The organism is Streptomyces sp. NPDC060198 (assembly GCF_042728415.1).
Taxonomy (GTDB): Bacteria; Actinomycetota; Actinomycetes; order Streptomycetales; family Streptomycetaceae; genus Streptomyces.
In genome coordinates, this window is sequence record NZ_JBHWZJ010000104.1 from 1 (window position 1) to 20,989 (window position 20,989).

Sequence of the window (20,989 nt, forward strand, 5' to 3'; positions counted from 1 at the left end):
GTCCGGGCCCTGCCGTCGTACCGGGCGTGCCGCCGCCGCGCCCGTGCGGACCGTGCGGGCTGTCTCCACGGCCCGGTGGGGGGCTATCCCCACCACGGATCCGGTGCTTCGCCCCATGGTTCGGCGAGGTGCGCTCCGGAAGGCTTGGAACACGGGGAAACCGCCCGTGCCGAGTTTCAGGAGACCACAAGTGAAGACGTCCGTATCGAGTACCGCGGCCCGGGACGGCGAAGCCCGTTCGCCGTTCGCCGCGCGTGCGCGGGGGCTGACCAAGGCGTACGGCGACGGCGAGACCCGGGTGGTCGCGCTCGACGCGGTGGATGTCGACATTCCCCGGGGGCAGTTCACCGCGATCATGGGTCCCTCGGGTTCCGGCAAGTCCACGCTGATGCACTGCCTGGCCGGTCTGGACACGGTCTCCAGCGGCAAGACCTGGGTCGGCGGGACCGAGATCACCAAGCTCGGCGACAAACGGCTGACCCGGCTCCGCCGTGACAGCATCGGCTTCGTCTTCCAGGCGTTCAACCTGCTCCCGACGCTGACCGCGCTGGAGAACATCACCCTGCCGATGGACATCGCGGGCCGCACCCCGGACCAGGCGTGGCTGGACCTCGTCGTGGAGACGGTGGGACTGGCCGGGCGGCTCACGCACCGTCCCACGCAGTTGTCCGGCGGGCAGCAGCAGCGGGTCGCCGTGGCCCGGGCCCTCGCCGCCCGTCCCGAGATCATCTTCGGTGACGAGCCGACCGGGAACCTGGACTCCCGGGCCGGCGCCGAGATCCTCGGCTTCCTGCGGCACTCGGTCGACGCCCTGGGCCAGACCATCGTCATGGTGACCCACGACCCGGTGGCCGCTTCCTACGCGGACCGGGTCCTCTACCTCGCCGACGGACGGATCGTCGACGAGATGCACGCGCCCACGGCCGACGCGGTGCTGGAGCGGATGAAGTCCTTCGACTCCCGGGGCAGGACGTCGTGACCGTGCTCCGTACCTCCCTGCGCAACGTCCTCGCGCACAAGGGCCGCATGGCCTTGTCGGCGGTCGCCGTACTGCTGTCCGTGGCCTTCGTCTGCGGCACGCTGGTCTTCACCGACACCATGAGCACGACCTTCGACAAGCTCTTCGCGACGAGCTCCGCCGACGTCACCGTCAGCCCGCCGGAGACCGACGACCAGCAGCAGACCGGAACACCGGCCTCCGTGCCCGCCTCGCTCCGGGCGGAGCTGGAGAAGGTCCCGGGTGTGGCCCGGGTGGTGCCCGGGGTCGGCAGCCAGCAGGCCACCGTCGCCGACAGCCACGGCCAGGACATCGGTTCCGACACCGGCGCGCCGACCGTCGTCACCAACTGGAACCCGAACCAGACCAAGTCCGTCGACATCACCTCCGGCCACGCCCCGGCCACACCCGGTGAGGCCGTGCTCGACGCGGACACCGCGGCCGAGCACCACCTGGCCCTCGGCGACTCGCTCCGGGTCATCGCCGCACCCGGGGACGCCGAGGTGACCCTCAGCGGCATCGCCACGTACAAGACCACCAACCCGGGTGCGGCCGTCGTCTACCTCGACACCTCCACCGCCCAGCGGGTGCTCCTCGGCGACCGCACCGCGTACACCGACTACGCCCTGGACGCCGCGCCCGGGATCAGCGACGACCAGCTCAAGGCGAGGGTCGAGGCCGCCCTGGGCGGCCCCGACTTCCAGGTGCTGAGCGCCGCCGAGAAGACGGCCCAAAACCAGCAGGACATCGGTTCCTTCCTCGATCCCATGAAGTACGTACTGCTCGGCTTCGCCGGGATCGCCGTCCTCGTCGGCATCTTCCTGATCGTCAACACCTTCTCGATGCTGGTCGCCCAGCGCACCCGCGAGATCGGGCTGATGCGGGCCGTCGGGTCGAGCCGCCGACAGGTCAACCGCTCGGTACTGGTGGAGGCGGTGCTGCTCGGCGTCGCCGGATCGGTGGCCGGGATCGGCGCGGGCATCGGCCTCGCCGTCGGCCTGATCGAGCTCATGGGCGTGCTGGGGATGCACCTGGACACCGCCGACCTGACGATCAAGGCCGCCACCCCGCTGATCGGTCTCGCCCTCGGTGTCGTGGTGACCGTCGTGTCCGCGATGCTGCCCGCCCGCCGGGCCGGCGCCATCTCTCCGATGGCCGCCCTGCGCGATGCCGGAACCCCTGCCGACGCCCGCGCGGGACGCGTCCGTTCCGTGGTCGGCGCGCTCCTCACCGCGGCGGGCGGGACCGCCCTGGCGCTGGCCGCGTCCGCGTCCACGACCTCGGCCGGTTCCGGGCTGCTCGCGATCGGCGTACTGCTGACACTGGTCGGGTTCGTCGTCGTCGGTCCGCTGCTCGCCGGGCTCGTCGTACGGGTACTGGGCTCACTCGTCCTGCGTGTGTTCGGCCCGGTGGGCCGGCTGGCAGAGCGCAACGCGCTGCGCAACCCGCGCCGTACCGGGGCGACCGCGGCGGCGCTGATGGTCGGTCTCGCGCTGGTCGCGAGCCTGTCGGTGGTCGGCAACTCCATGGTCGCTTCGGCGACCGCCCAGATGGACAGGTCCGTCGGCGCCGACTTCATCATCCAGGTGGGCGACGGCGACCCGATCAGCCCGGCCGCCGCCGAGGCGGTCCACGCGGCCGGACATCTGGCCCACGTCACCGACCGTACGGACGTCGCCGCGACCGTCATCGCCCCCGACGGCACCAGGGACAAGACGGAGATCGCGGCGGGATCGCCGTCCTACACCGAAGATCTCCGGGCCAAGACCGTGCGGGGACGGCTGATCGACGCCTACGCCCCCGGCGCCATGTCGGTGCCCGAGGGCTGGGCGGCGGAACACCGGGTCACCCTCGGCAGCCGGCTCGGCGTCGCCTTCGCCGGCGGTACCACGGCCCAGCTGACGGTCGGAGCGATCACCTCCGACGACACGGTGTTCGACAAGGGCGCCATGTACATGAACATCGACGAGGCCAGGCGCTATCTGCCGGCCGCCGAATTCCCGCTGAACAACATGATGTTCGCCGCCGCGCGGCCCGGCCAAGAGGCCCGAGCGGCAGCGGCGCTCAAGGCGGCAACCGCCGACTACCCGCAGGTCAAGGTCCGGGACCAGGCCGCCTACAAGGACATGGTCGAGCAGCAGCTCGACCAGTTGCTCAACATGATCTACGCCCTGCTGGCACTCGCCATCATCGTCGCCGTCCTCGGAGTGGTGAACACCCTCGCCCTCTCGGTGGTCGAACGCACCCGCGAGATCGGGCTGATGCGCGCCATCGGACTCTCCCGGCGCCAGTTGCGCCGGATGGTCCGCCTGGAGTCCGTGGTCATCGCCCTGTTCGGCGCGGTCCTGGGCGTGGCCCTGGGCCTGGGCTGGGGCGTCACCGCGCAGAAGCTGCTGGCCCTCGCCGGGCTGGGGGTGCTCAGCATCCCGTGGACCACCATCGGCGTCGTCTTCCTCGGCTCCGCGGTGGTGGGCCTGCTGGCCGCGCTCTTCCCGGCCTTCCGCGCCGGGCGGATGAATGTCCTGAAGGCCATCGCCACGGAGTGAAAGGCTGTCCGCGGGGTGCCGGGGGTGGCGGAGCTGGTCATGACACGTCACATCACCGGACTCCAGGTGCTCACGGACACCGACGCCGCCGCCAGGTCGGCACGACCGCCCCCGGACACCGACACATGACGAGGAGATCCGATGAACCGTCGATCCACCCTTCGGCCGGCTCTGTCGGCGGTGTCCGGGGCCGCCGCGCTGCTGCTCATCTCCTGTTCGAGCGGCGGCGGGGACGACCGGCGGACGACGGACGGGCGCGCCTCGCACTGGGGGAAGGACATGGGCGCTCCGGAAGCATCGGCGTTCATGAAGGTGGCGTTGCCCGAGAGCGCGACGGAGGTGAAGGGCGCCGTGCAGATCAATCCGCAGGAGGACGTCTACCTGCTCTCCTTCGTGACCGACGAGAAGACAGCGGTCGGGGTGGCGGAGGACCTGCGTCCCGAGCAGCCCCTGCGCGCCAGGAAGCAGGACCTCTCATCCCCCACCGATCTCTTCGGGCACCTCGGCCTCGCCGAGCCCCGGAGCGAGAAGGGTGTCCGCTGGGCCGGGGTCTGCCCGCCCTGCGTGGGCGACAGCCGCCGGAGCGAGGTCCAGTGGATCGAGATCCACCTCCTCCCACTGGACTCCGGTACGACCCGGGTGTACATCCAGGCGTTCTGACCGGCCAGGGCCGCCCCGGTGCGCGCAGGGCCGGTCAGTGCCGTACGAAGGCGAGATCCCGTGGCCGCAGGTGCTCGCGTGGCCCGGCCGACCGCAGGACCACGTCCAGCACCCGCGCCGGGTCGGCCGCGTAGGCGTGTGAGAACCACGCCATGTTGGCCTCCACCACGGCCCAGCGGTGACCTGGGCGGTACGGGTCCAGCAGTTGCCCCACGTCCACGACCACGGCACTCGGCAGCGTGCCCCCGGCTGCGGCGGCCAACCGGTCGGCGAACTCCGTGATCCGCGCGGCGGTGGCCCGGTCGGCGCGGTCCGTACCGAGCGGGCGGGGGTCCAGCCGGCCGAACACCGCGTACCGGCTCGCCGTCGCGATCCGGCCGTCCAGCAGAAACAGCCGGTACTCGGCCGCGAAGGTCGCCACCTCGGACAGCAGCACAGGTGTTGCCGGGTCCAAGGAGGAAGGGAGCCGGGAGCCGTCGGTGTGGACGCCGGCGGGGAAGGACTTGTCACGGGGCGGCTTGACGAACGTCGGCCGGTCGATCGCCCACGCGTCCGCGAGGGTCCCCGCCCGTATCCGGCGGCCGGTGAACTCTTCCGGCAGCTCGGCGAGCCAGCCGTCCGTCGGCTCCAGCAACGCGGTGGCGAGCCGGCCGGCCAGCCGCGCACCCGCGACCGGTCCCCCGTACCAGTACGCAGGGCCTGCCAGGCCGGGCTCCTCCGCCGCCCTGACCGGCATACCCCGGCCCGCCGACTCGACGGCCAGCAGTTCCATCGTCGACGTCCGCCGCCCAGGCATGACCAGCACCGCGATTCCCTCCTGCGCCCCGCGGACCAGCAGCCGCACCAGGTCGTGCCCGAATCATTCGCGTCGGACCAGCGGGCGGTATCCGGTGCGGTGCTCCTCCAGGAGGCGTGACGTGACGCCGCCGTAGGTCGGCGCCCCCGCAGGAGGTTCAGCAGGTCGCGCTGGACGAGATCCGGATCCCGGTGACGCTGAAGGCGTTGGCGAACACGGTCGAGGTGTTCGGCGGGAGGCAGATCGAGGTGCCGTCCTGGAGCCGCAGGTACACCACGTCGTCGTTCCGGGTGTTCACCACCCCGTAGTGCGGCCTGGGCGTCACGGCCTGATAGCCACTGGTGACGTCCTTGAACATCGAGATCGGCGTACCCGCGAGCAGCGCGCTGTTGTTCAGGTAGAAGCAGACGTACGGATACGGGCAACCGTGGGTGGGCGCCTCCGCGTGAGCCGCGGACGCGCCGGTCACGGACATCCCCGCGACAGCCACGCCCACGCCCACGAAGCTCGCGAGCCTTCGGATGACGGGTTTCATCGAACCTCCAGAGATCTACCGATCGTTCGACCCGCTGCGCCGGACGTCGTCCACGGCGGGACCAGGACGTGGCCCTGCGGCGCGACGCAAGCAGCTGATCACCAAATGAGCTCCCAGGAACCGGAGTTGTGGCTCCCTGCTCACCAGGTAGACGTCGGACGAGCCACGCCGGTTGCACCCCGCCCGTGACCAGCGGCCCCGGGAGACGAACGTGCGGCGGGCGGAAGCACGCACCCGGTGCCGTCCCACCGCCGGGCGGACGCGCTTGGGCCGGCAGGGCCGGGATCGGCGCACGGTGCGGGCCGGCCGTTCCGAGCTGGTCCGGGGATCCCAGCGCCCACGACCTCGCAGAGGCCCGGGTCAGACCCGCTCCTTCCTCCGGACGCGCACGACGTACTCGACCACGAGCGTCAGGACCACCAGCGCCAGACAGGACACGAACCCGAGCAGCCCGGACGCGATGACGAAGACCGGGCGCAGGTCCGTGCACTCCAAGGCCGAGGAGCAGCCGAGGGCGTGCGGGTCCGTCCGTGGGCCCATCGCGTCCCGGCCGATGACGGCGCAGACCACGGAGGCCGCGGCTCCGACGGACAGCCCGATCCACCGCAGGCGCCGGGTTCCCCACCAGGACGCGATCCACCCCGCGAGGATCACCGTGGGCAGAGTGAGTACGCGGACGAGCACTACGCCCATGTGGAATCCCTCCGTGGCACCCTGGTCCTGCCGGTCCGCCGCTGGGTGCGTGGTTGCCCATGTCGGCCAGGTTCACGGTTCGTCGGCCGCGCCGGCCGGTCGACCCTCGCACACGTCCGGCCCCGCGCCTCACATCTGATGGTGGGCACCGAGCCGAGAGGACGGGCCGCTCGGCATGAGGAGAGGCAGTGGCCGGCGGCCGGCCGGGGCTTCTCGTCGACGACCCCGGCGGGACGCAGGAGGCCAGGGTCTCGGCGAGGCGCCCGCCGGCGACCTCTTCAAGCGCCCTGGCCGAGCATGTCCAGCACCAGGGGGACGAGTTCGTCCGGGTCGGCCCCGGCGAGTGCTCCCAGGGTGCCGCCGTGGCGGCACAGCACGATGCCCACGAACGCCGCCACCGCCAACTCCGCCCGCAACCGCGGCCGGTCCAGACCCTCGCGGGTGAAGCGCTCGCACAACGGCTCCACCAGACGCCACTGGAGCTGCTCCGTGGCGGCATCCCGGACGCTCGGCTCCTTCAACGGGTCGACCGCCGAACGGAAGATCGGCCCCGGACCGCGAAGGTCCACACCACTCACCAGCCCGCGGTTGCGCTCGGGTTCCAACAGGTCGGCCGGCCGGACGCCCGCACGGTCCAGGTCGAGCACCGCGAGGTACAGCTGCGCCTTGCCCCCGAAGTAACGGGCGATCAAGGCCGGATCCACACCGGCACGCTCACCGATCTCCCGCGTGGTACTGCGGTCGAAGCCACGTTCGGCGAACAGGCCGGCAGCCGCCTCCAGCAGCAGTTGCCGACTCCGGGCGGCGTCCCGCCGCCTGCCCTCGCTCACCGGACGGGTCCGCCCGGTACCGCGGTCACGCTGTCCTCGGCGCTCTCGGCGTCGGCGATGCTCTCTTCCATCAACAGTTCCTCGTCCACGGTTTTGGCGGTCGCCCCGGACTCCCCTGCCCGGGCCCGTCCGGGCAGGACGATCGTAACGATCCCGGCGACCACCCAGATCGCACAGCCCAGCCAGGCGGCGGCCTGGTAGCCGCTGTCCGCAGGCAGGATCCGGCCGGGGGCTGTGTGCGCCTCCAGGACGACCGCGCTGACGACGCTGCCGGTGGTGTAACCGATGGTGCGCACCACCTGGTTGAAGCTGATGGCGCTGCCGGTCTCGTGCGCGGGCACGGCGTTGACGATCAGTCCGGGCATCACAGCGAAGGTGCAGCCGACACCGAGTCCGGCGACGCCCATGATGACGAAGAGCTCCCACAGACTGCCCCGGGCGCAGAGGAACAACACCATCGACACCAGGGAGATCCCGCAGCCGATCGGCAGCACCGCCGCCGTGGACGTCCGCCGGACCAGCAGCGGCACCAGCTTGTTCGAGGCCACGCTGGCGGCCGAGAAGGGCAGCAGCACCAGCCCGGTCACCAGCACCGACGTGCCGAAACCGTAGCCGGTGGAGGCCGGGGTCTGGGCGAAGCGGGTGATCAGCGACATCATCATGTACATCGCCACACCCGCTATGAGGCCGGCGAGGTTCGCGGTCAGCACCGACCGGTTGCGCAGCGTCCGCAGGTCCACCAGGGGATGGGCGGTGCGCAGTTCGTGGAAACCCCAGCCGGTCAGGAGCAGCAGCGCGAAGATCACCAGGCCCAGCACCCGGGCCGAGGTCCAGCCCCAGATCTCGCCCTCGCTCAGCGCGAGCAGCAGCGAGGCCAGTCCGACGGCGAGCATCGCCGCCCCGGGGGCGTCCAGGGGCCGCTTTTCCCGTCCGCCCGCCTGCGGTACGACCAGGGCGGCGGCGAGCAGGGCGAGGCCGCTGATGATGGCGCCGAACCAGAAGGCGGCATGGACGCCGATGGTCTGGGTGATCAGTCCGGTGAGCGGATAGCCGAGTCCGACGCCGGCCACGGTGGTGATGGAGAGCATCGCGACCGCCGAGCGCGACCGCCCTCCCGGCAGGGCGTCGCGCGCGGTGGCGATGGCCAACGGGACGAGGCCGAGGCCCACTCCCTGCATCCCGCGCCCGGCGACCAGGAAGCCGAAGCCGAGGGGAAGCGCGGCCAGCACGCTGCCGGCCAGCACCGTCGCGAGGGCTCCCAGCACCACCCGCCGCCGGTGGGGGCCGTCGCCCATGCGCCCCATCACGGGGGTGGCCAGGGATCCGACGAGCAGGGTGACCGTGAGCGACCACTGGGCGTCGGACAGGGACACGTGGTCCACCTCGGCGATGGTCGGCACCAGCGGAGCCCCGAGGCTGCTGATCACCGCGACCACCGTGCCGATGAACACCAGTACCGGGACCAGGGCCCGTTGTCGCAGGTCGGCGGTGGCACGAGGGGCGTTCATGGGCATGCTCTCCCGAGATTGTCATCAAGTGATGTCTTCAGATGATGACATGTGTTCGCAACGCCCTGCACGGCCGACTACGAGGCGACGACCGCAACCACCGCCCGCCACGAGCACCGGCCCCGCGGCTTCGGCCCCGTCGAGCGCCGAGGCCGCCCGCATCGCGCCGAGAAGCAGCAGTTCGCCGGGGAACGGGATGCCACTCGCCGACATTGCGATCTTCGGGGTGGCGCCGATGCTCCGTACCAGGCCGGTCGGAGGCTCGTCCAGACAAGTCCTCGCCGGCCCGGGCGTCGCCGCCCGCCCGCGGGGCCCGCGGCGCTCCCACACCGCTCTTCGCCGGCCCCTCGACGGCGGTCGCGCCCCGAGAGCTTTCCTCGCATGCGCGACATGGCGCGAAGCAGCGCGGAAGGTGGTACCTGAGGCGTGGCGGAAACGAGAGGGGCGATCGCGCGGATCCCCGTTCACGAATGACAGGAACGATACGAATGGCGGGAACGATGCTTCGACGACCCGTCCATTGCCCTTGTGCGACACAGGAGGCAGGAGGCCGTCCGCCTGATCCCACCCGGTGCGCACGGTCGGGCTCGGTCCGGACCGATCCGCTCCGAGAGGTACGGACGACCCCGGGGACACGGGACACGCACTGAACTTGTCGTTCAACCAGAGGCGTTCGGCCAGGACGCGACAACGGTGACCCGGGCGGTCCAGGTCCCGGGTTCCCGAGGCGGATCCCAGGTCACACCGACGCGCGCCTCGTGGAAGTCGTGCGCGAGTCCCACCACCAGGGCCGCCGAGGCGGCCCGTGCCTCGGCAGGGTCGGCGTTGACCGGAACGTCGGCGAGGCGCCCGCATTGCATCCCGCCGTCCACGGTGAGGACACTGTGGCGCCAGCCCTCCGGCGTCGCGAGCAGGACGATGCCCTTCGGCATACCGAAGGGAGGCCGCCTCTTGCTCTCCCGCTTCCGTCTCGCCATGGAGCCGTCCAACCTGGTCAGCTTCCTGACGCTTCGAGCGGGCGGCACCTCAGATGTAGCGGGGCCTGGTGCCGACTTCGTCGTGGGCTGGATGGTCTCGGTGCACCCGTCAGACCTCATCTCAGACCTACGGACACCCGTGTTCGCCACACCGCGCGTGCGGTCTCCGCCCCACGCGAAACGCCCCCGGAAAACACGAATCCCCAGGTCAGAACGATTCTGCCTGGGGACGCTCGGTGGGGCGGGTGGGACTCGAACCCAAAAGCGTGATGCCTCTCACCTGCGGAAACGCCACAGAGGCGGACATTCGCATCCTGCTGCGTCCCGCTCCGTTCTCCTCGATCCCCGTCAACCACGGTGCCGTGCGGTACGTACCGCACGGCCACGGGGCAACCCCTGTCCCTGCAGTAGGAGACGGCCACCCGGCGCACTCGCTGCAAGGCAGCCAACCGCACGGCTCACCCGTGGCGCATGCTGCCGGCTCCGATACCGCCTCTCCCCCTGTACGCCACAGTCACGCTCTGCTACGAGCAGAGTCGGCCGGGGTGTCGCGCCCGGGAGCGGGATACCAGGGCTTCGCACAGTTCCGCGCTCTCCTGAATGGTCGTCCCGGGCCATGTGCGTCGTCGCTGTCCGCCGCGGCCCCTCGCATCCCGCACGACGTCCTGGTGGCACCTTTCCGGATCAGGCTTGGGCACGCTTTCTCCCCAACCACGCCACAGAGCGCGGCTGCAACCCTACGCAAGAGAACTGCCCAGTGGCATGGCTGGCTCCCCGGCCGGAACCTCGACCATCCTTACGCGAGGCTCTCCGCCACCGCGCGGAAGCGCTTGCCCGCCTCGTCGAGGTGGTCAGCGATGGACAAAGCGATCTCTCCAGGAAACCCGAAATCGTCAAGGGCCGCGGCGAGGTTGGCTTTCAGGTTCAGGCTGACACTCGGCCCCTCCAGAAGTTCATCCACCGGGTACCGGCGGAAGCGCGGAGACGGGATGCGCCCTCGATGGTCGCTCTCGCCAGGCCGGTAGGCGGCGAGGAAGTCCGCAAAGTCGTCCTCCCTGAGGGGCCTTCCGGTATCCGTGTGATGGTTGTCGGTCCGGGCGTCATACACCCATAGCTCGCGCGTGGCGGACTCGCCGGTTGGTCGGGGAACGGACTTGGTGAAGAAGAGAATGTTCGATTTGGAGTTGGTGCCGTGGAAGATTCCGGTGGGGAGCCGCAGCAGGGTGTGGACGTCGCAGTTCCTGAGCAGGGCTTCGCGGACGGTGGCAGCGGCACCGCTACCGGAGAGAACACCGTCGGGGACAAAGACCGCAGCCCGTGCGCCCTGGGGCAGCGTGATGGCTAAGTGCTGAAGGAAGTTGGTCGGCAGGTCCGCCTTCTGCGCCCAGAAGTCGTCGCGCTGGTCGGTGTCGGGAACGATGTCGCCGCTCTTGAACGGGGGGTTGCAGATGGCCACGGTCGCAGCCACGTCCCGGTGGTACCGACGGGTGGCGACGCCCTTGACCTTGAGGGAGTCGGCACGCAAGACCGGCGGCATGTCCGAGAGGACGCGTCCGGTGTTGAGCAGGATGTTCATAGTGGCGAACCGGCACATCTGGGCGTCGATGTCGGCGGCCGCGATGGCCGTCGAGTCGACGTACGTGCCGGAGGCGGCCATCTCCCGGTGAGCTGCGATGAGCGTGCTGCCGAGGCCGCCGGCCGCGTCGATCACTCTGTCCTCGCCCGTGACGGCGAGCGCTTTCGCGACGACGGCGAGAAGCGGCGGCGGGGTGAGGATCTGCCCGGTCTGCCGCTTGGTGAGGAAGTCCTCGCGACACTCGGCGAGCATGGAGGAGAACGCCTCGCCCAGGGCGCCCTGGGGGACAGCGGTCCACTGGTACGGGGCGAACTCCTCGACGATGAGGCGTCTGAGCTCGGACATCCGGTCGATGTTCCAGGCCTGGGCGTCACAGAAGAGGACGCTCGCGGTGGCCCTGCGCGGGTCGACCGGGTTGGGCGCGTCGAGCTCACGCAACAGGCGGGTGAGGAAGGTGTGCAGGTCCTCGCCATTGAGGTCGGTGAGTTTGGGCCAGGTGCCTGCCGGGGCGATAGGCAGTTTGGCGAACCGCCCGGGACGCAGGGTGTGCTCATGGTCGATCTTGAGGAAGAGCAGGTAGGCGATGTGCTCGACAAACTCAAGGCGAGTCAGGGCCTTGGTGCTGGTCTTCTCCCGGTAGAACTTCCACAGGCGATCGGTTATCCGCCTGCTCGTCCAGTCGCCTTCCTGCGGCTCCCTCGCCGCTCCCCGGCTGACGCCCCGCCCCACCGTCATGCTTCGCCCTACCTTCCGTCGTGCCCCGAGCGGGCCTGAGCCTCATGGGCCCCATCGCCCCGCTCGGGTGACGGCGGCCTACCGCTCTGGTGCTTCTTCGCCTTGGGTGATGCTGTCGTCCACGGCCAGTGCACTCGGCTTGAGCCCACGGGCTACTGCGGTGAACTGGGCCAGAGCCGTCTCCAGTTCATCCACGATCTCCTGGGCGATCACGTCGGGGGACGCGAAGACCGTGTCGGAGGAGGACGCGGACTGAAGCACCGTCAAGTCCAGATTGACCTTGTCGCGAGCGATCAACTCATCGTAATCGAACGCACGGAACCGTTCACTGGGCTTTCGCGCCGAAAAGTCGGAACCACCGGAGTGGTAGGCCGCGATGAAGTCGTCAAGGTGCTCACGGCGTAGCTGTCGCTGCTTGAGGGTGAAGTGCTGGTCGGTGCGGAAGTCGTAGACCCAGAGCTGGCGGGTTCCGGGGCGGCCTCCGGAGCGCTGGCCCGTCTTGTCAAAGAATAGGACATTGGCTTTGACGCCATTGGCATAGAAGATGCCGGTCGGAAGCCTGAGCAGGGTGTGCACGTCACACAGGTCAAGGAGGTTGCGGCGGATAGTGGTACCCGCACCACCCTCGAAGAGGACGTTGTCGGGGAGGACGAGGGCGCCACGCCCGTTGGTCTTCAGCAAATTGTAAATGTGCTGGATGAAGTTGAGTTGCTTGTTGGTCGTGGGCGCCCAGAAATCGGTACGAGCGGTGTACGCCTCGCCGGTCACCGAGCCGACGCCGAAGGGCGGATTGGCGAGCACGATGTCGTAGTGCTTGTGGATCGGCTTGGCTAGCGAGTCCTGGATGGTGATCAGCGGCTTGGCCGCGGAGGTACCGATGCCATGCAGCAGCATGTTCATCAGGGCGAGGCGGGCGGTCTCGCGGACCAGCTCATAACCGGTGATGGACCCGGTCTGAAGCTTGCGGCCCTCGTCGCCGTACAGCTCGTCCTCGTAGCGGGTGGCGATGTGCGCGTGTGCTGCGATAAGGAAGCCGCCGGTGCCGCAGGCCGGGTCGGTGATCGTCTCGCCGATCTTCGGCTGGACGCAGTCGACCATGGCATCGATGAGGGGACGCGGGGTGAAGTACTGCCCCGCACCTGTCTTACGGTCCTCCGCGCCACGCTGGAGGAGACCTTCGTAGGCATCGCCCTTGAGGTCCTGGTTTTCGGTGGTCCAGGTATACGGGTCGATCAGATCCTTGATCAGGCGTTCCAAGATGGCTGGCTCGTGGATCTTGTTGCTTGCCTTCGTGAAGACCTCGCCAAGCATCGTGCCACCACGTTGGCCGAGGTCCTTGAGGATGAACTCGTAGTGATCTAGCAGCGCTTCGGCGGACCGGGTGGTCAGACTCGTCCAGTCACGGCCCTCCGGGACGAGCGGGGCCTCAGGGGCGTTGCGGCGGAACTTGGCGGGGCGCTTGGCGCGCTCGTCGGCCATCTTCAAGAAGAGAAGGTACGTGAGCTGCTCGACGTAATCGAGCGTCGAGACGCCGGAGTGGCGCAGTAGCTCGCAGTACGACCAGAGACGGTTGACGAGGGTGGAGGTCGGTACCGGCGCGGGGACGGCGATAGCCGGGGCCTGAGCCCGGGTGACCTGCTTGTCGTTACTCACGGCGGTGCTCACAGGGAAAGGTCTTCCTGGCCCGAGGAGGCCGGCTTGCGGGTGGTCTTGCGGAGAACGCGCTTACCTACGGGCTTGACGGCTGCCTGACGCTGGGCGCGGATACGGTCGAGGAGGGCGGAAGCAGGCTCGTCGGTGGCATCCTGGGGGACGAGAACTCCAGTAAAGGCAGCGTTGAGGAGCGCACCGCGGAGGTCGGATGCCTGTTTATTGCTTTCAGTCAACACTGCCCTGAGGGCCGCCCTCTCCTGCTCAAGATCAGCCAGCTTTTCCACGATTCGACGCTGCGTCCCAAGAGGCGGTACGGGCACAAGGATCCGTTCAACCTTCGCCTTATTCAAGGCTGGCTGATTCCCCCCGGACGCGTACGTTCGCGTCTCTTCATACCTTGAAACCAAAAACTGATAAATAAATTCTGGCAGAATTTTAGTATCGGAAACTCGGATTGAGGCGCAGTTCTGATTGTGTGCGGCAGGGATGTCGAGAATTGCAGACTGCCCTCGAGTTTTCCCTTCTCCAATCATCGCAAGCATCACCGTCCCAGGAGGATGAATCCTATTTTCCGGTTTCGAGATTGATTCTATCGAAATAGACTCTCGCGTCTCGCCGATCCTCTTGAATGATACCTCACCGCTACTTACCCACGGAATGTCCCCGCTCCAAAAATCTGGATTCCCGCGAGATGGAGTCGATCCCACCGAAACGCGAAACAGTGAGCCGAGCCGACTCCAAATCCAACTGTCGGGAATATCCCATGCCGCAGAGGAAGATCTAGCCTCCCCTGAAACTAGCTCCTCGGCTTTTCCTTCCGAAAAGTCATCCGCCACGAGACGGCCACTAAAAGCCTCTCGTAGCAAAGCCCGCGAGAATTCACCTGCGAGGCGTTCCACCTCGCGAAGCGAGGCCTCACCAGCCTCAATCTGGGTAAGCTGTTCGTTCAACTTCGCGACAATTCGGCGCTGTTCAGGGAGAGGCGGAACAGGAATTTCCAGGCCTGCCAGGTAAGGACGCGGAACTCGACGCTGCCCGACTGCACCAGACATGTGCTGCTCAGCGATACGTCGCACGTTTCGCTGAAGGAGATAATGCGTCAGATACTCAGGAAGAACACCCCCGGCACTGCGAAGCACGTGGAACTCGGTACTCCCCAACGCTCGACCGCCAATCAGGCCTTGTGCTTTAGCGATCTTCCCGTTCTCCATGCACGGCGTAATCTTCGCAAAGAGAACATCGTCTTCCTGGAACCTGGTCAGGGACTTCTTCTTGAATTCGCCGAACCGAACCCGCGTCGACGCGTCCATGCGACCTGATTCCGCTTCAACAAAGGCCATCGGCACCTGGGAGATCAGGTCATCATCGGAAGGTTCCTCGTCAAACGCTCGGGGATTAACGTCGCACAGATCCCCGATTCGCGCCCGAACCCATCCCTCCGGCAGGCCTTCCCCTGGCGCGTTTTCTACCGGTTCTCCCGCGCCCGAGTCCGTCACGCACCCAGCTCCTTGTCCAGTTCGTCAATAATTTCTTCCGCCCGATTCGCTCCGAATTCAGCGAGGAATCCGTCCGTTCCGTTGCGTGTCGTGAACGGGGCGTAGTCAAGGTCGGCGGTGTCGAAGCGTACACGCTCGATGGTCGCACCGACGATGTGGTCAAGCCACCATCGCTCGCGCTTACTGAAGCTGACACCGGACTGTTCCTGGCGGGCGAGCCAAGCCGCGTACCGCTCCCGTACAACCTCTTCGTGGGGGCGAGGAGCCGGAGCTCCACGTTCAGCGCCGCCGGCGAGTTCGTAGCGCAGGAGGGCGAGGAGGTCGGCGGCGGTGCGCTTGGCGCGCTTGTGTACCAGCGTCTCGCCGACGTTCTCGTACGCCTTCCAGAGACTGTCCGGGGTCCAGGAGCGCGGCGGACGGGCAACGCTCCGTGCCACGTCCTGGAGGCGACGTAGGGCGGCGGCGGGTGGGACTTCGGAGTCGGCGCCGAAGGCGATAGTCAGAACCGCGATCTCGTCGCGGTTGTCGTCGATGTACTGCTTCCAGTCGCGGACGGTGGCCTGTGCACTCTCCTCGTCGTCGACGGCCGCGCCCGCCCGGACCAGCGCGTCACGGCTGTTCTCGTCATACAGGATGTCCTTGGCGCGGCGCATCTCCAGGAGCCTCGTACGCAGTGCCGGTGCGGCGGCGAGTGGCTTCAGCGCATGCTCGATGAGGTCGCGGACCGCTCGTTCGGGGTCCCGCCCGACGCGCCCAGCCGCCTCCCGGGCTTCCATCTGCTCATCGGTCGAGACCGCCTTGACCATGCCGTGGACGATCTTCTTCAGCGGGACACCACCGCTGATCCGCTCAATCTCGGCGCGTTCCTCGCTCGTCATCTGAAGGTCGAGCTTGGCGAGGCGGGAGGCGAGCGTGGAGACCTCTTCCTCCTCGATCGTGTGGGCGGCGGTCTTGCGGAGCAGTTTCTCCAAGCTAATCTGCTTGTCGCTGTGACGCTCCAGCGGGGCCGCGTCGACCTTCGGCTTTCGTGTGACGCCGGCTGCGTCCACCATGACGAAGCGGGTCTTGGGGCCCACCCCGGGTGTCACCCGTTCGAAGTCGGTGAGGGAGAGCGTCCGTGCGCCTCGGCCCTTCATCTGCTCGAAGTAGGCCCAGCTCCTGACGTCCCGCAGGAAGATCAGGCATTCGAGGGGCTTGACGTCGGTGCCGGTGGCGATCATGTCGACGGTGACCGCGATACGGAGCTGGGGGAGGTTACGGAAGTCGGCGAGCCGTTCGGCCGGCTTCCTTGCCGCATGCGTGATCTTGGTACAGAAGTCGTTGCCCTTGCCGAAGACGTCACGGATGACCTCGACGATCTCTTCGGCGTGATTGTCGTTCTTCGCGAAGACCAAGGTCTTGGGAACGTACATCTCGTCCCACAGCAGCGCGCCGGTTTCCGGATCGCGTTTGGCCCGTTCCGGGAAGATCTCCGTGAACAGCCGGTCCCTGAAGGTCTGGATCACCGTACGCAGCTGGTCCTTGCTGATGATGCCGACGCCGACCTCCTTCGCGCCGTACTCGATGTCCTCGGCGATGTCCTCGTACCGCTGACGACGGGTCCGACGATCGCGGACCGGGACCGTGCCCTGCGCGATGACCCCGCCCTGGCCGGTTATCCGCGTCTCGATCTCATACACGGAAAAGTCGACGTTGACTCCGTCAGCGACCGCCTCCCGGTAGGTGTACTCGCTGACCAGGTTGCCGTTGAAGTAGCCGAAGGTCTGGGCGATCGGGGTGGCGGTGAGACCGACGATCGGGGCGTCGAAGTACTCCAAAACCGAGCGCCACTTGCCGTAGATGGAACGATGGCACTCGTCGACGACGATCAGGTCGAAGGCTTCGGGGGGGATGGTGGCGTTATAGCCGACCTCGATGTCGCCGGGCACGTCGTACGGCAGGTCCGCTTCTTCGCCCTCACCCTCAGGGGCCGCGTCGGGAAGATTACGGCCGGTGAGTTCCATATAGAGGCGCTGCACGGTGGAGATGACAACCTTCGAGGAGGCGAGCATCCCTTCCGCACCCAGCCGCTGCACGTTGAAGAGGTCGGCGAACTTGCGTTGGGTATCCGGGGTAGTGAAGTTCTCGAACTCCGCGAAGGCCTGTGCGCCCAGGTTGTTGCGGTCGACGAGGAAGAGCACCCGTTCAGCGCGTGCGTGCTTGAGCATGCGGTAGGAGAACGTGACCGCTGTGAACGTCTTGCCCGCGCCGGTGGCCATCTGAACGAGAGAACGGGACTGCCCCATGCCGTGCTGGCCCCTGCCGAGAGCAACAGAGTCCTCCACCCCCTGAACGGCGGTGATCTGAGCGGGGCGCAAGGGGCGCTCATCAAGTTCGGGCATCCGAAGCCGCAGCCGAGCGCGGTAGCTGGGAGCCTGCGGGTCCTCGTCAGCTTGGCGCATCCAGCGTGCCAGGGTACGTGGCTGGTGAAAGGAGAAGATCCGGCGCGTACGGGAATCCGGATCGAGAGTAGAGCGGAAGCGAGTCTCGCCGCCATCACTCACGTACCGGAACGGCAGTGGGGTGCGCCAGGCGACCAAGCGCTGCTGTGCGTCGGTGAGATGGTCGGCGTACCCATTGACCTGAGTTTCCGCTGCTGTGAGGTCAGCGCCTTCTCGCTTGGCCTCAATGACGCCGACGAGCTTCGCCTCTACATATAGGGCATAGTCGGCTCGGCCCCGTGCCGTGGTCACCTCACGTACGGCCACACCGCTGCCGCGCCGGTCACCCTGTACGTGGAGGTTGAGGCCGGATGCGGCGTCCTGGACGTACCAGCCGGCCTGCGCCAGCATCTCGTCGAGCTTGAAACGGACCTGTGCCTCGGTCAGGGGCTCTCGGGATGCCTGCTCCGCGTTGTCAAGCAAGCGAGCGCGCTCTGCCACCGCAGCCGAGGCTGCGGCTGTGCTGGTGGCATCGGCGCGGTGCCGGTGAGCGCGCTCCTGGTCGGCCGCCGTCTCGATGGCCGCCAGCTGAGCCTGCATAGCGGCGACCTGGCGGGCCAACTCCTCGCGCTCGGCCTGGGCCTGGGCGAGCTCGCGCTCGGCAGCGGCTCGCGCAGCCTGCTCGACCTGCGCCTGTGATGCCTGATCCCGGTAGCTCAGCCGGGCCTCTTCGAGTGCCTTGCGGGCAGCGGCGATATCGTCCGCTAGCCGGGCGTTCCTGGCGGCTGGCGTTCGGTCAGGGCTCGGCGGTACGAAGGTGAGTTGCTCCCGGGATCCGGTGAGCAGACGGTGGTACCAGACACCGAGACGGAAGCACGTCCGCAAGGCACGGAAGGCGTCTTCGGCACTGTCGTGGCCCTTGTGATTGGCGTCGTTGCCGAGCGTGCGGACCTCGTGGAAGGCGTCACCGACGTCACCGTGAAGGTAGCCCTCCCGATCCAGGGCTTTGAGACGGTCGAACTGAGTACTTCCCTCTACACGAACCCGGCCCCGGCTCACCAGCTCCTCCGCAAGGGCTTCGCCGAACTGCCGCGACTTGATCAGGGAGGTATTGGGATCCTCGAAGACGTGGCTCTCAGCAGCGGCCCCGTAGGCCACGAGAAGCGGCAGGTCAGGCAGGAGGAAACCGAAGTTCCTGGACTGCTGAGCGAGGCGTACCAGTCTGGGGTCCACCGTAGAACCACCTGCACTCATGTGACCCATCCGCCTTCCGAGTGGACCGCACCCGGCGCTCAAGCCTCGATGGAGTCCACGTCTCTCACCAGTACGTCTGCGTGATCCTCAATGGACCCTAACGCGGCAGACCTCCATGCCGCTAAGGTTTCCTACGACAGGTGCGAAACCCGCGGCTACCTGCGTCATCGGAGTCACCCCTCCAGCGGGGAAGCGCGACCGGCTGCCGATAACTAGTGCCGCGGCAGGCAATGTTCGCCCCCTCGACCGAGCTATGAGGAAGTGTCCAGGTCCCTTCTTCAGGCGCTGCCGAGGGCTGATGCGATGCTGGCGCCGACAACTCCGCTCGCAGCGGTTCTGGCTGCGTGGCGAGGTCCAAGCCAGCCGAGCTTGATCTGCCGTATTCGACCTGGAGTCTGACCAAGCTGGCGGATCTCCTGGTCGCCGGGAGAGTAGTCGACGACACCAGCCACTGGGGCCTGCGCCTCCTGCTCTGTGAGGAGGGCGTCTCCTTTCAACGCGAAGACCTGAAACACCCCCAAAGAAGCTGACTACGCGGCGAAGGGGACCCGCGTTGAGCACCTCCACGCGATCGCCAACGCCGAGGTCATCCCCGAGGACAGCGAGCCCGAAGCAGCCTTCCTCTTTGACGAGTTCGGGCCACTCAATCTTCTGCCGCGCTCGGGCCGACAGTGGGCCGAACGCGGAGGCAAGTACAAGGACCCCGACCGCGAACTCCGCCGCAAGCGCTGGAGACCTTGCCTGTACCCGCCCCGGTCCGGATCGCAACCGTCAGTGACTACTTCTCCCCGCACCTGCCCACGAAGAAGTGTCAGAGGGTCGGCACCTGGGCGGGCCTACACCTCGACTGACAGCTCATGGTTCAACCGCATCGAAGTCCAGTTCACCGCCCTGCGCTACTTCACCCTCGACAGCACCGATTACGCCGATCACAAGCGAGCAGGGCAGCATGATCCGCCGCTAGATCACCTGGCGAAACCGCCACGCCGACGACCACCGCCTTCGCGCCATCGTCGATAGGGCAAACGTTGCCTGATACGGCGCTTGTGAACAGCACCACACGGTGGGGCGGGTGGGACCGCGCCGCGACGCTCCCCCAGGCAGCACCATAAATGGCCAGGTCAGAGGCATCTGAAGTGATCTGACACGCTGCGACAGCGGGTCATACCGCACGGTGCGCGGCTAGTACCGCACGGAACACAGCCGTCAATTCAAGTTTCCGCAGGTCAGAACGTTTCCGCAGGATAAAACTGGTGGGGCGGGTGGGACTCGAACCCACGGCCGACGGATTATGAGTCCGCTGCTCTAACCGGCTGAGCTACCGCCCCGTTTCGGCGTGGCGCGTACAAGTGTGCGCGCCGTCTGCCGCAGCATAGCCGGTCATACGATCTCTCGCTGCGGCTGGTCGACTTCGCTTGATCTTGAGGACCGCGCTGCGTGCTGCCCGGTTCCGGGCCGCCGGAAAGCAACCCGAACGTGTCACGGGAGAGGTACCGGAGGGGCTCGGGGCGGTCGGTGGGTGACGTGGGCCACCACGCGGCCCACGGAGAGGCCCACAACGCGGAAGAGGACCCCGAAGGGTCCTCTTCCGTTGGCTCCCCCGACTGGACTCGAACCAGTAACCCTCCGGTTAACAGCCGAATGCTCTGCCAATTGAGCTACAGGGGACCGCGCTCCCCCGACTGGACTCGAACCAGTAACCTGCCGGTTAACAGCCGGCTGCTCTGCCAATTGAGCTACAGGGGATTGCTGCGTTGCCTCGAAATCGTACCTGCCTGGCTACTGCCGGGCGGCGCGCTCTCGCTGCGACACATACATTAGCGCAAGCAGGGGGGTGCTTCGCCAATCGGTATGCCCCGGGGTGATCTCGGGCGCCTCCGGGTAGGCGGGGAGCAGACGTCCCGCACAGCGAACGTCCCACGCAGCGAACGCAGAACGAAGGGTGACTGCCATGCGGTACCGGCTCACGTTCATCGCCGGCCTCGCTCTCGGCTACGTGCTCGGCACACGGGCCGGCCGGGAGCGCTACGAGCAGCTGAAGAAGTCCGCCCGGCAGGTCGCCGAGAACCCCGCCGTACGGAACACCGTGGAGTCCGCCGCTCAGAGCGGCCGGGAGTACGCGGGCAAGGCGTACCACTCGGTGAGCGTGAAGGTGGGCGAGAAGGTCGAAGGCCGGGTCCCCGCCTCGGTGGCCGACCGGGTGCGCTCGCTCCGGGAGCGCGCCGGGCACAACGGTGTCGAGGACGACTGGGGCACCACCAACACCTGACACGCCCCGCACCGACCGCCTCCGGCCCCCGCACACCGCGGGGG

At 67.8% G+C, this 20,989-nt stretch carries 14 protein-coding genes, 3 tRNA genes and 1 pseudogene; 5 read left to right on the forward strand and 13 right to left on the reverse strand.

The window, feature by feature from the left end; translation table 11 throughout:
- The first annotated feature begins 115 nt into the window (after nt 1-115).
- The 3 genes from ACFWEP_RS15610 (at nt 116) to ACFWEP_RS15620 (ending at nt 4,203) form a co-directional block, all read left to right on the forward strand.
- Nucleotides 116-979: an ABC transporter ATP-binding protein gene (locus ACFWEP_RS15610; RefSeq protein WP_387370463.1), complete on the forward strand. Its 864-nt coding sequence runs from the start codon at nt 116-118 to the stop codon at nt 977-979.
- A complete protein-coding gene (locus tag ACFWEP_RS15615) occupies nt 976-3,543 on the forward strand; it encodes an ABC transporter permease (RefSeq protein ID WP_387370465.1) in 2,568 nt (855 codons plus the stop codon). Before ACFWEP_RS15610 ends, ACFWEP_RS15615 begins: the two co-directional genes overlap by 4 nt.
- A 141-nt stretch (nt 3,544-3,684) precedes the next feature.
- The gene (locus ACFWEP_RS15620; protein WP_387370467.1) at nt 3,685-4,203 is read left to right on the forward strand and encodes a hypothetical protein; all 519 of its coding nucleotides are present in this window, start codon (nt 3,685-3,687) and stop codon (nt 4,201-4,203) included.
- Between the two features lie 34 nt (nt 4,204-4,237).
- Here the strand turns inward: ACFWEP_RS15620 and ACFWEP_RS15625 are convergent, their stop codons facing one another.
- The 10 genes from ACFWEP_RS15625 to ACFWEP_RS15670 form a co-directional block, all read right to left on the reverse strand.
- Nucleotides 4,238-4,975 (reverse strand): ATP-grasp domain-containing protein, encoded by a 738-nt coding sequence (locus ACFWEP_RS15625; protein WP_387370489.1) that lies wholly within the window; start codon nt 4,973-4,975, stop codon nt 4,238-4,240.
- Nucleotides 4,976-5,156: 181 nt separating this feature from the next.
- The gene (locus ACFWEP_RS15630) at nt 5,157-5,534 is read right to left on the reverse strand and encodes a hypothetical protein (protein WP_387370469.1); all 378 of its coding nucleotides are present in this window, start codon (nt 5,532-5,534) and stop codon (nt 5,157-5,159) included.
- 360 nt (nt 5,535-5,894) lie between these two features.
- Nucleotides 5,895-6,227: a hypothetical protein gene (locus ACFWEP_RS15635; RefSeq protein WP_387370471.1), complete on the reverse strand. Its 333-nt coding sequence runs from the start codon at nt 6,225-6,227 to the stop codon at nt 5,895-5,897.
- 278 nt (nt 6,228-6,505) lie between these two features.
- Complete coding sequence (locus ACFWEP_RS15640) at nt 6,506-7,057, reverse strand: TetR family transcriptional regulator (RefSeq protein ID WP_387370473.1); 552 nt, start codon at nt 7,055-7,057, stop codon at nt 6,506-6,508.
- Complete coding sequence (locus ACFWEP_RS15645; protein WP_387370475.1) at nt 7,054-8,565, reverse strand: MFS transporter; 1,512 nt, start codon at nt 8,563-8,565, stop codon at nt 7,054-7,056. Before ACFWEP_RS15645 ends, ACFWEP_RS15640 begins: the two co-directional genes overlap by 4 nt.
- Before the next feature lie 659 nt (nt 8,566-9,224).
- On the reverse strand, nt 9,225-9,542 hold the full coding sequence (locus tag ACFWEP_RS15650; protein ID WP_387370477.1) for a hypothetical protein: 318 nt from the start codon (nt 9,540-9,542) through the stop codon (nt 9,225-9,227).
- 796 nt (nt 9,543-10,338) lie between these two features.
- Nucleotides 10,339-11,853, reverse strand: a complete 1,515-nt coding sequence (locus tag ACFWEP_RS15655; protein ID WP_387370479.1) for a class I SAM-dependent DNA methyltransferase — start codon at nt 11,851-11,853, stop codon at nt 10,339-10,341.
- 78 nt (nt 11,854-11,931) lie between these two features.
- On the reverse strand, nt 11,932-13,518 hold the full coding sequence (locus ACFWEP_RS15660) for an N-6 DNA methylase (RefSeq protein ID WP_387370481.1): 1,587 nt from the start codon (nt 13,516-13,518) through the stop codon (nt 11,932-11,934).
- On the reverse strand, nt 13,515-15,002 hold the full coding sequence (locus ACFWEP_RS15665; protein WP_387370483.1) for a restriction endonuclease subunit S: 1,488 nt from the start codon (nt 15,000-15,002) through the stop codon (nt 13,515-13,517). Before ACFWEP_RS15665 ends, ACFWEP_RS15660 begins: the two co-directional genes overlap by 4 nt.
- Nucleotides 14,999-18,655, reverse strand: coding sequence for a DEAD/DEAH box helicase family protein (locus ACFWEP_RS15670; protein WP_387370485.1), 3,657 nt, complete (start codon nt 18,653-18,655; stop codon nt 14,999-15,001). The genes ACFWEP_RS15665 and ACFWEP_RS15670 overlap by 4 nt, the downstream gene beginning before the upstream one ends.
- Before the next feature lie 365 nt (nt 18,656-19,020).
- Between ACFWEP_RS15670 and ACFWEP_RS15675 the strand changes: the two are divergent.
- A pseudogene (locus ACFWEP_RS15675) lies at nt 19,021-19,712 on the forward strand (IS630 family transposase); the annotation flags it as partial.
- A gap of 215 nt (nt 19,713-19,927) precedes the next feature.
- On the opposite strand, the gene ACFWEP_RS15680 reads toward ACFWEP_RS15675, so the two are convergent.
- The 3 genes from ACFWEP_RS15680 to ACFWEP_RS15690 all read right to left on the reverse strand — a co-directional run bounded on the left by ACFWEP_RS15680 (nt 19,928) and on the right by ACFWEP_RS15690 (nt 20,422).
- Nucleotides 19,928-20,004: transfer RNA gene (locus ACFWEP_RS15680), tRNA-Ile, on the reverse strand.
- Nucleotides 20,005-20,268: 264 nt separating this feature from the next.
- Nucleotides 20,269-20,344 (reverse strand) — tRNA-Asn (locus ACFWEP_RS15685).
- Between the two features lie 5 nt (nt 20,345-20,349).
- A tRNA-Asn gene (locus tag ACFWEP_RS15690) sits at nt 20,350-20,422 on the reverse strand.
- A 205-nt stretch (nt 20,423-20,627) separates the two neighbouring features.
- Here ACFWEP_RS15690 and ACFWEP_RS15695 point away from each other — a divergent pair.
- Nucleotides 20,628-20,945: a YtxH domain-containing protein gene (locus ACFWEP_RS15695; protein WP_387370487.1), complete on the forward strand. Its 318-nt coding sequence runs from the start codon at nt 20,628-20,630 to the stop codon at nt 20,943-20,945.
- The last annotated feature ends 44 nt before the right edge of the window (nt 20,946-20,989 follow it).

Excerpts from the sequence above, each read along its gene's own strand:
- ACFWEP_RS15620 (WP_387370467.1), top strand. The coding sequence starts at position 3,685 with ATGAACCGTCGATCCACCCTTCGGCCGGCTCTGTCGGCGGTGTCCGGG.
- ACFWEP_RS15625 (WP_387370489.1), bottom strand. The coding sequence starts at position 4,975 with ATGGAACTGCTGGCCGTCGAGTCGGCGGGCCGGGGTATGCCGGTCAGG.
- ACFWEP_RS15610 (WP_387370463.1), top strand. The coding sequence starts at position 116 with ATGGTTCGGCGAGGTGCGCTCCGGAAGGCTTGGAACACGGGGAAACCG.
- ACFWEP_RS15630 (WP_387370469.1), bottom strand. The coding sequence starts at position 5,534 with ATGAAACCCGTCATCCGAAGGCTCGCGAGCTTCGTGGGCGTGGGCGTG.
- ACFWEP_RS15695 (WP_387370487.1), top strand. The coding sequence starts at position 20,628 with ATGCGGTACCGGCTCACGTTCATCGCCGGCCTCGCTCTCGGCTACGTG.
- ACFWEP_RS15650 (WP_387370477.1), bottom strand. The coding sequence starts at position 9,542 with ATGGCGAGACGGAAGCGGGAGAGCAAGAGGCGGCCTCCCTTCGGTATG.
- ACFWEP_RS15635 (WP_387370471.1), bottom strand. The coding sequence starts at position 6,227 with ATGGGCGTAGTGCTCGTCCGCGTACTCACTCTGCCCACGGTGATCCTC.
- ACFWEP_RS15655 (WP_387370479.1), bottom strand. The coding sequence starts at position 11,853 with ATGACGGTGGGGCGGGGCGTCAGCCGGGGAGCGGCGAGGGAGCCGCAG.
- ACFWEP_RS15645 (WP_387370475.1), bottom strand. The coding sequence starts at position 8,565 with ATGAACGCCCCTCGTGCCACCGCCGACCTGCGACAACGGGCCCTGGTC.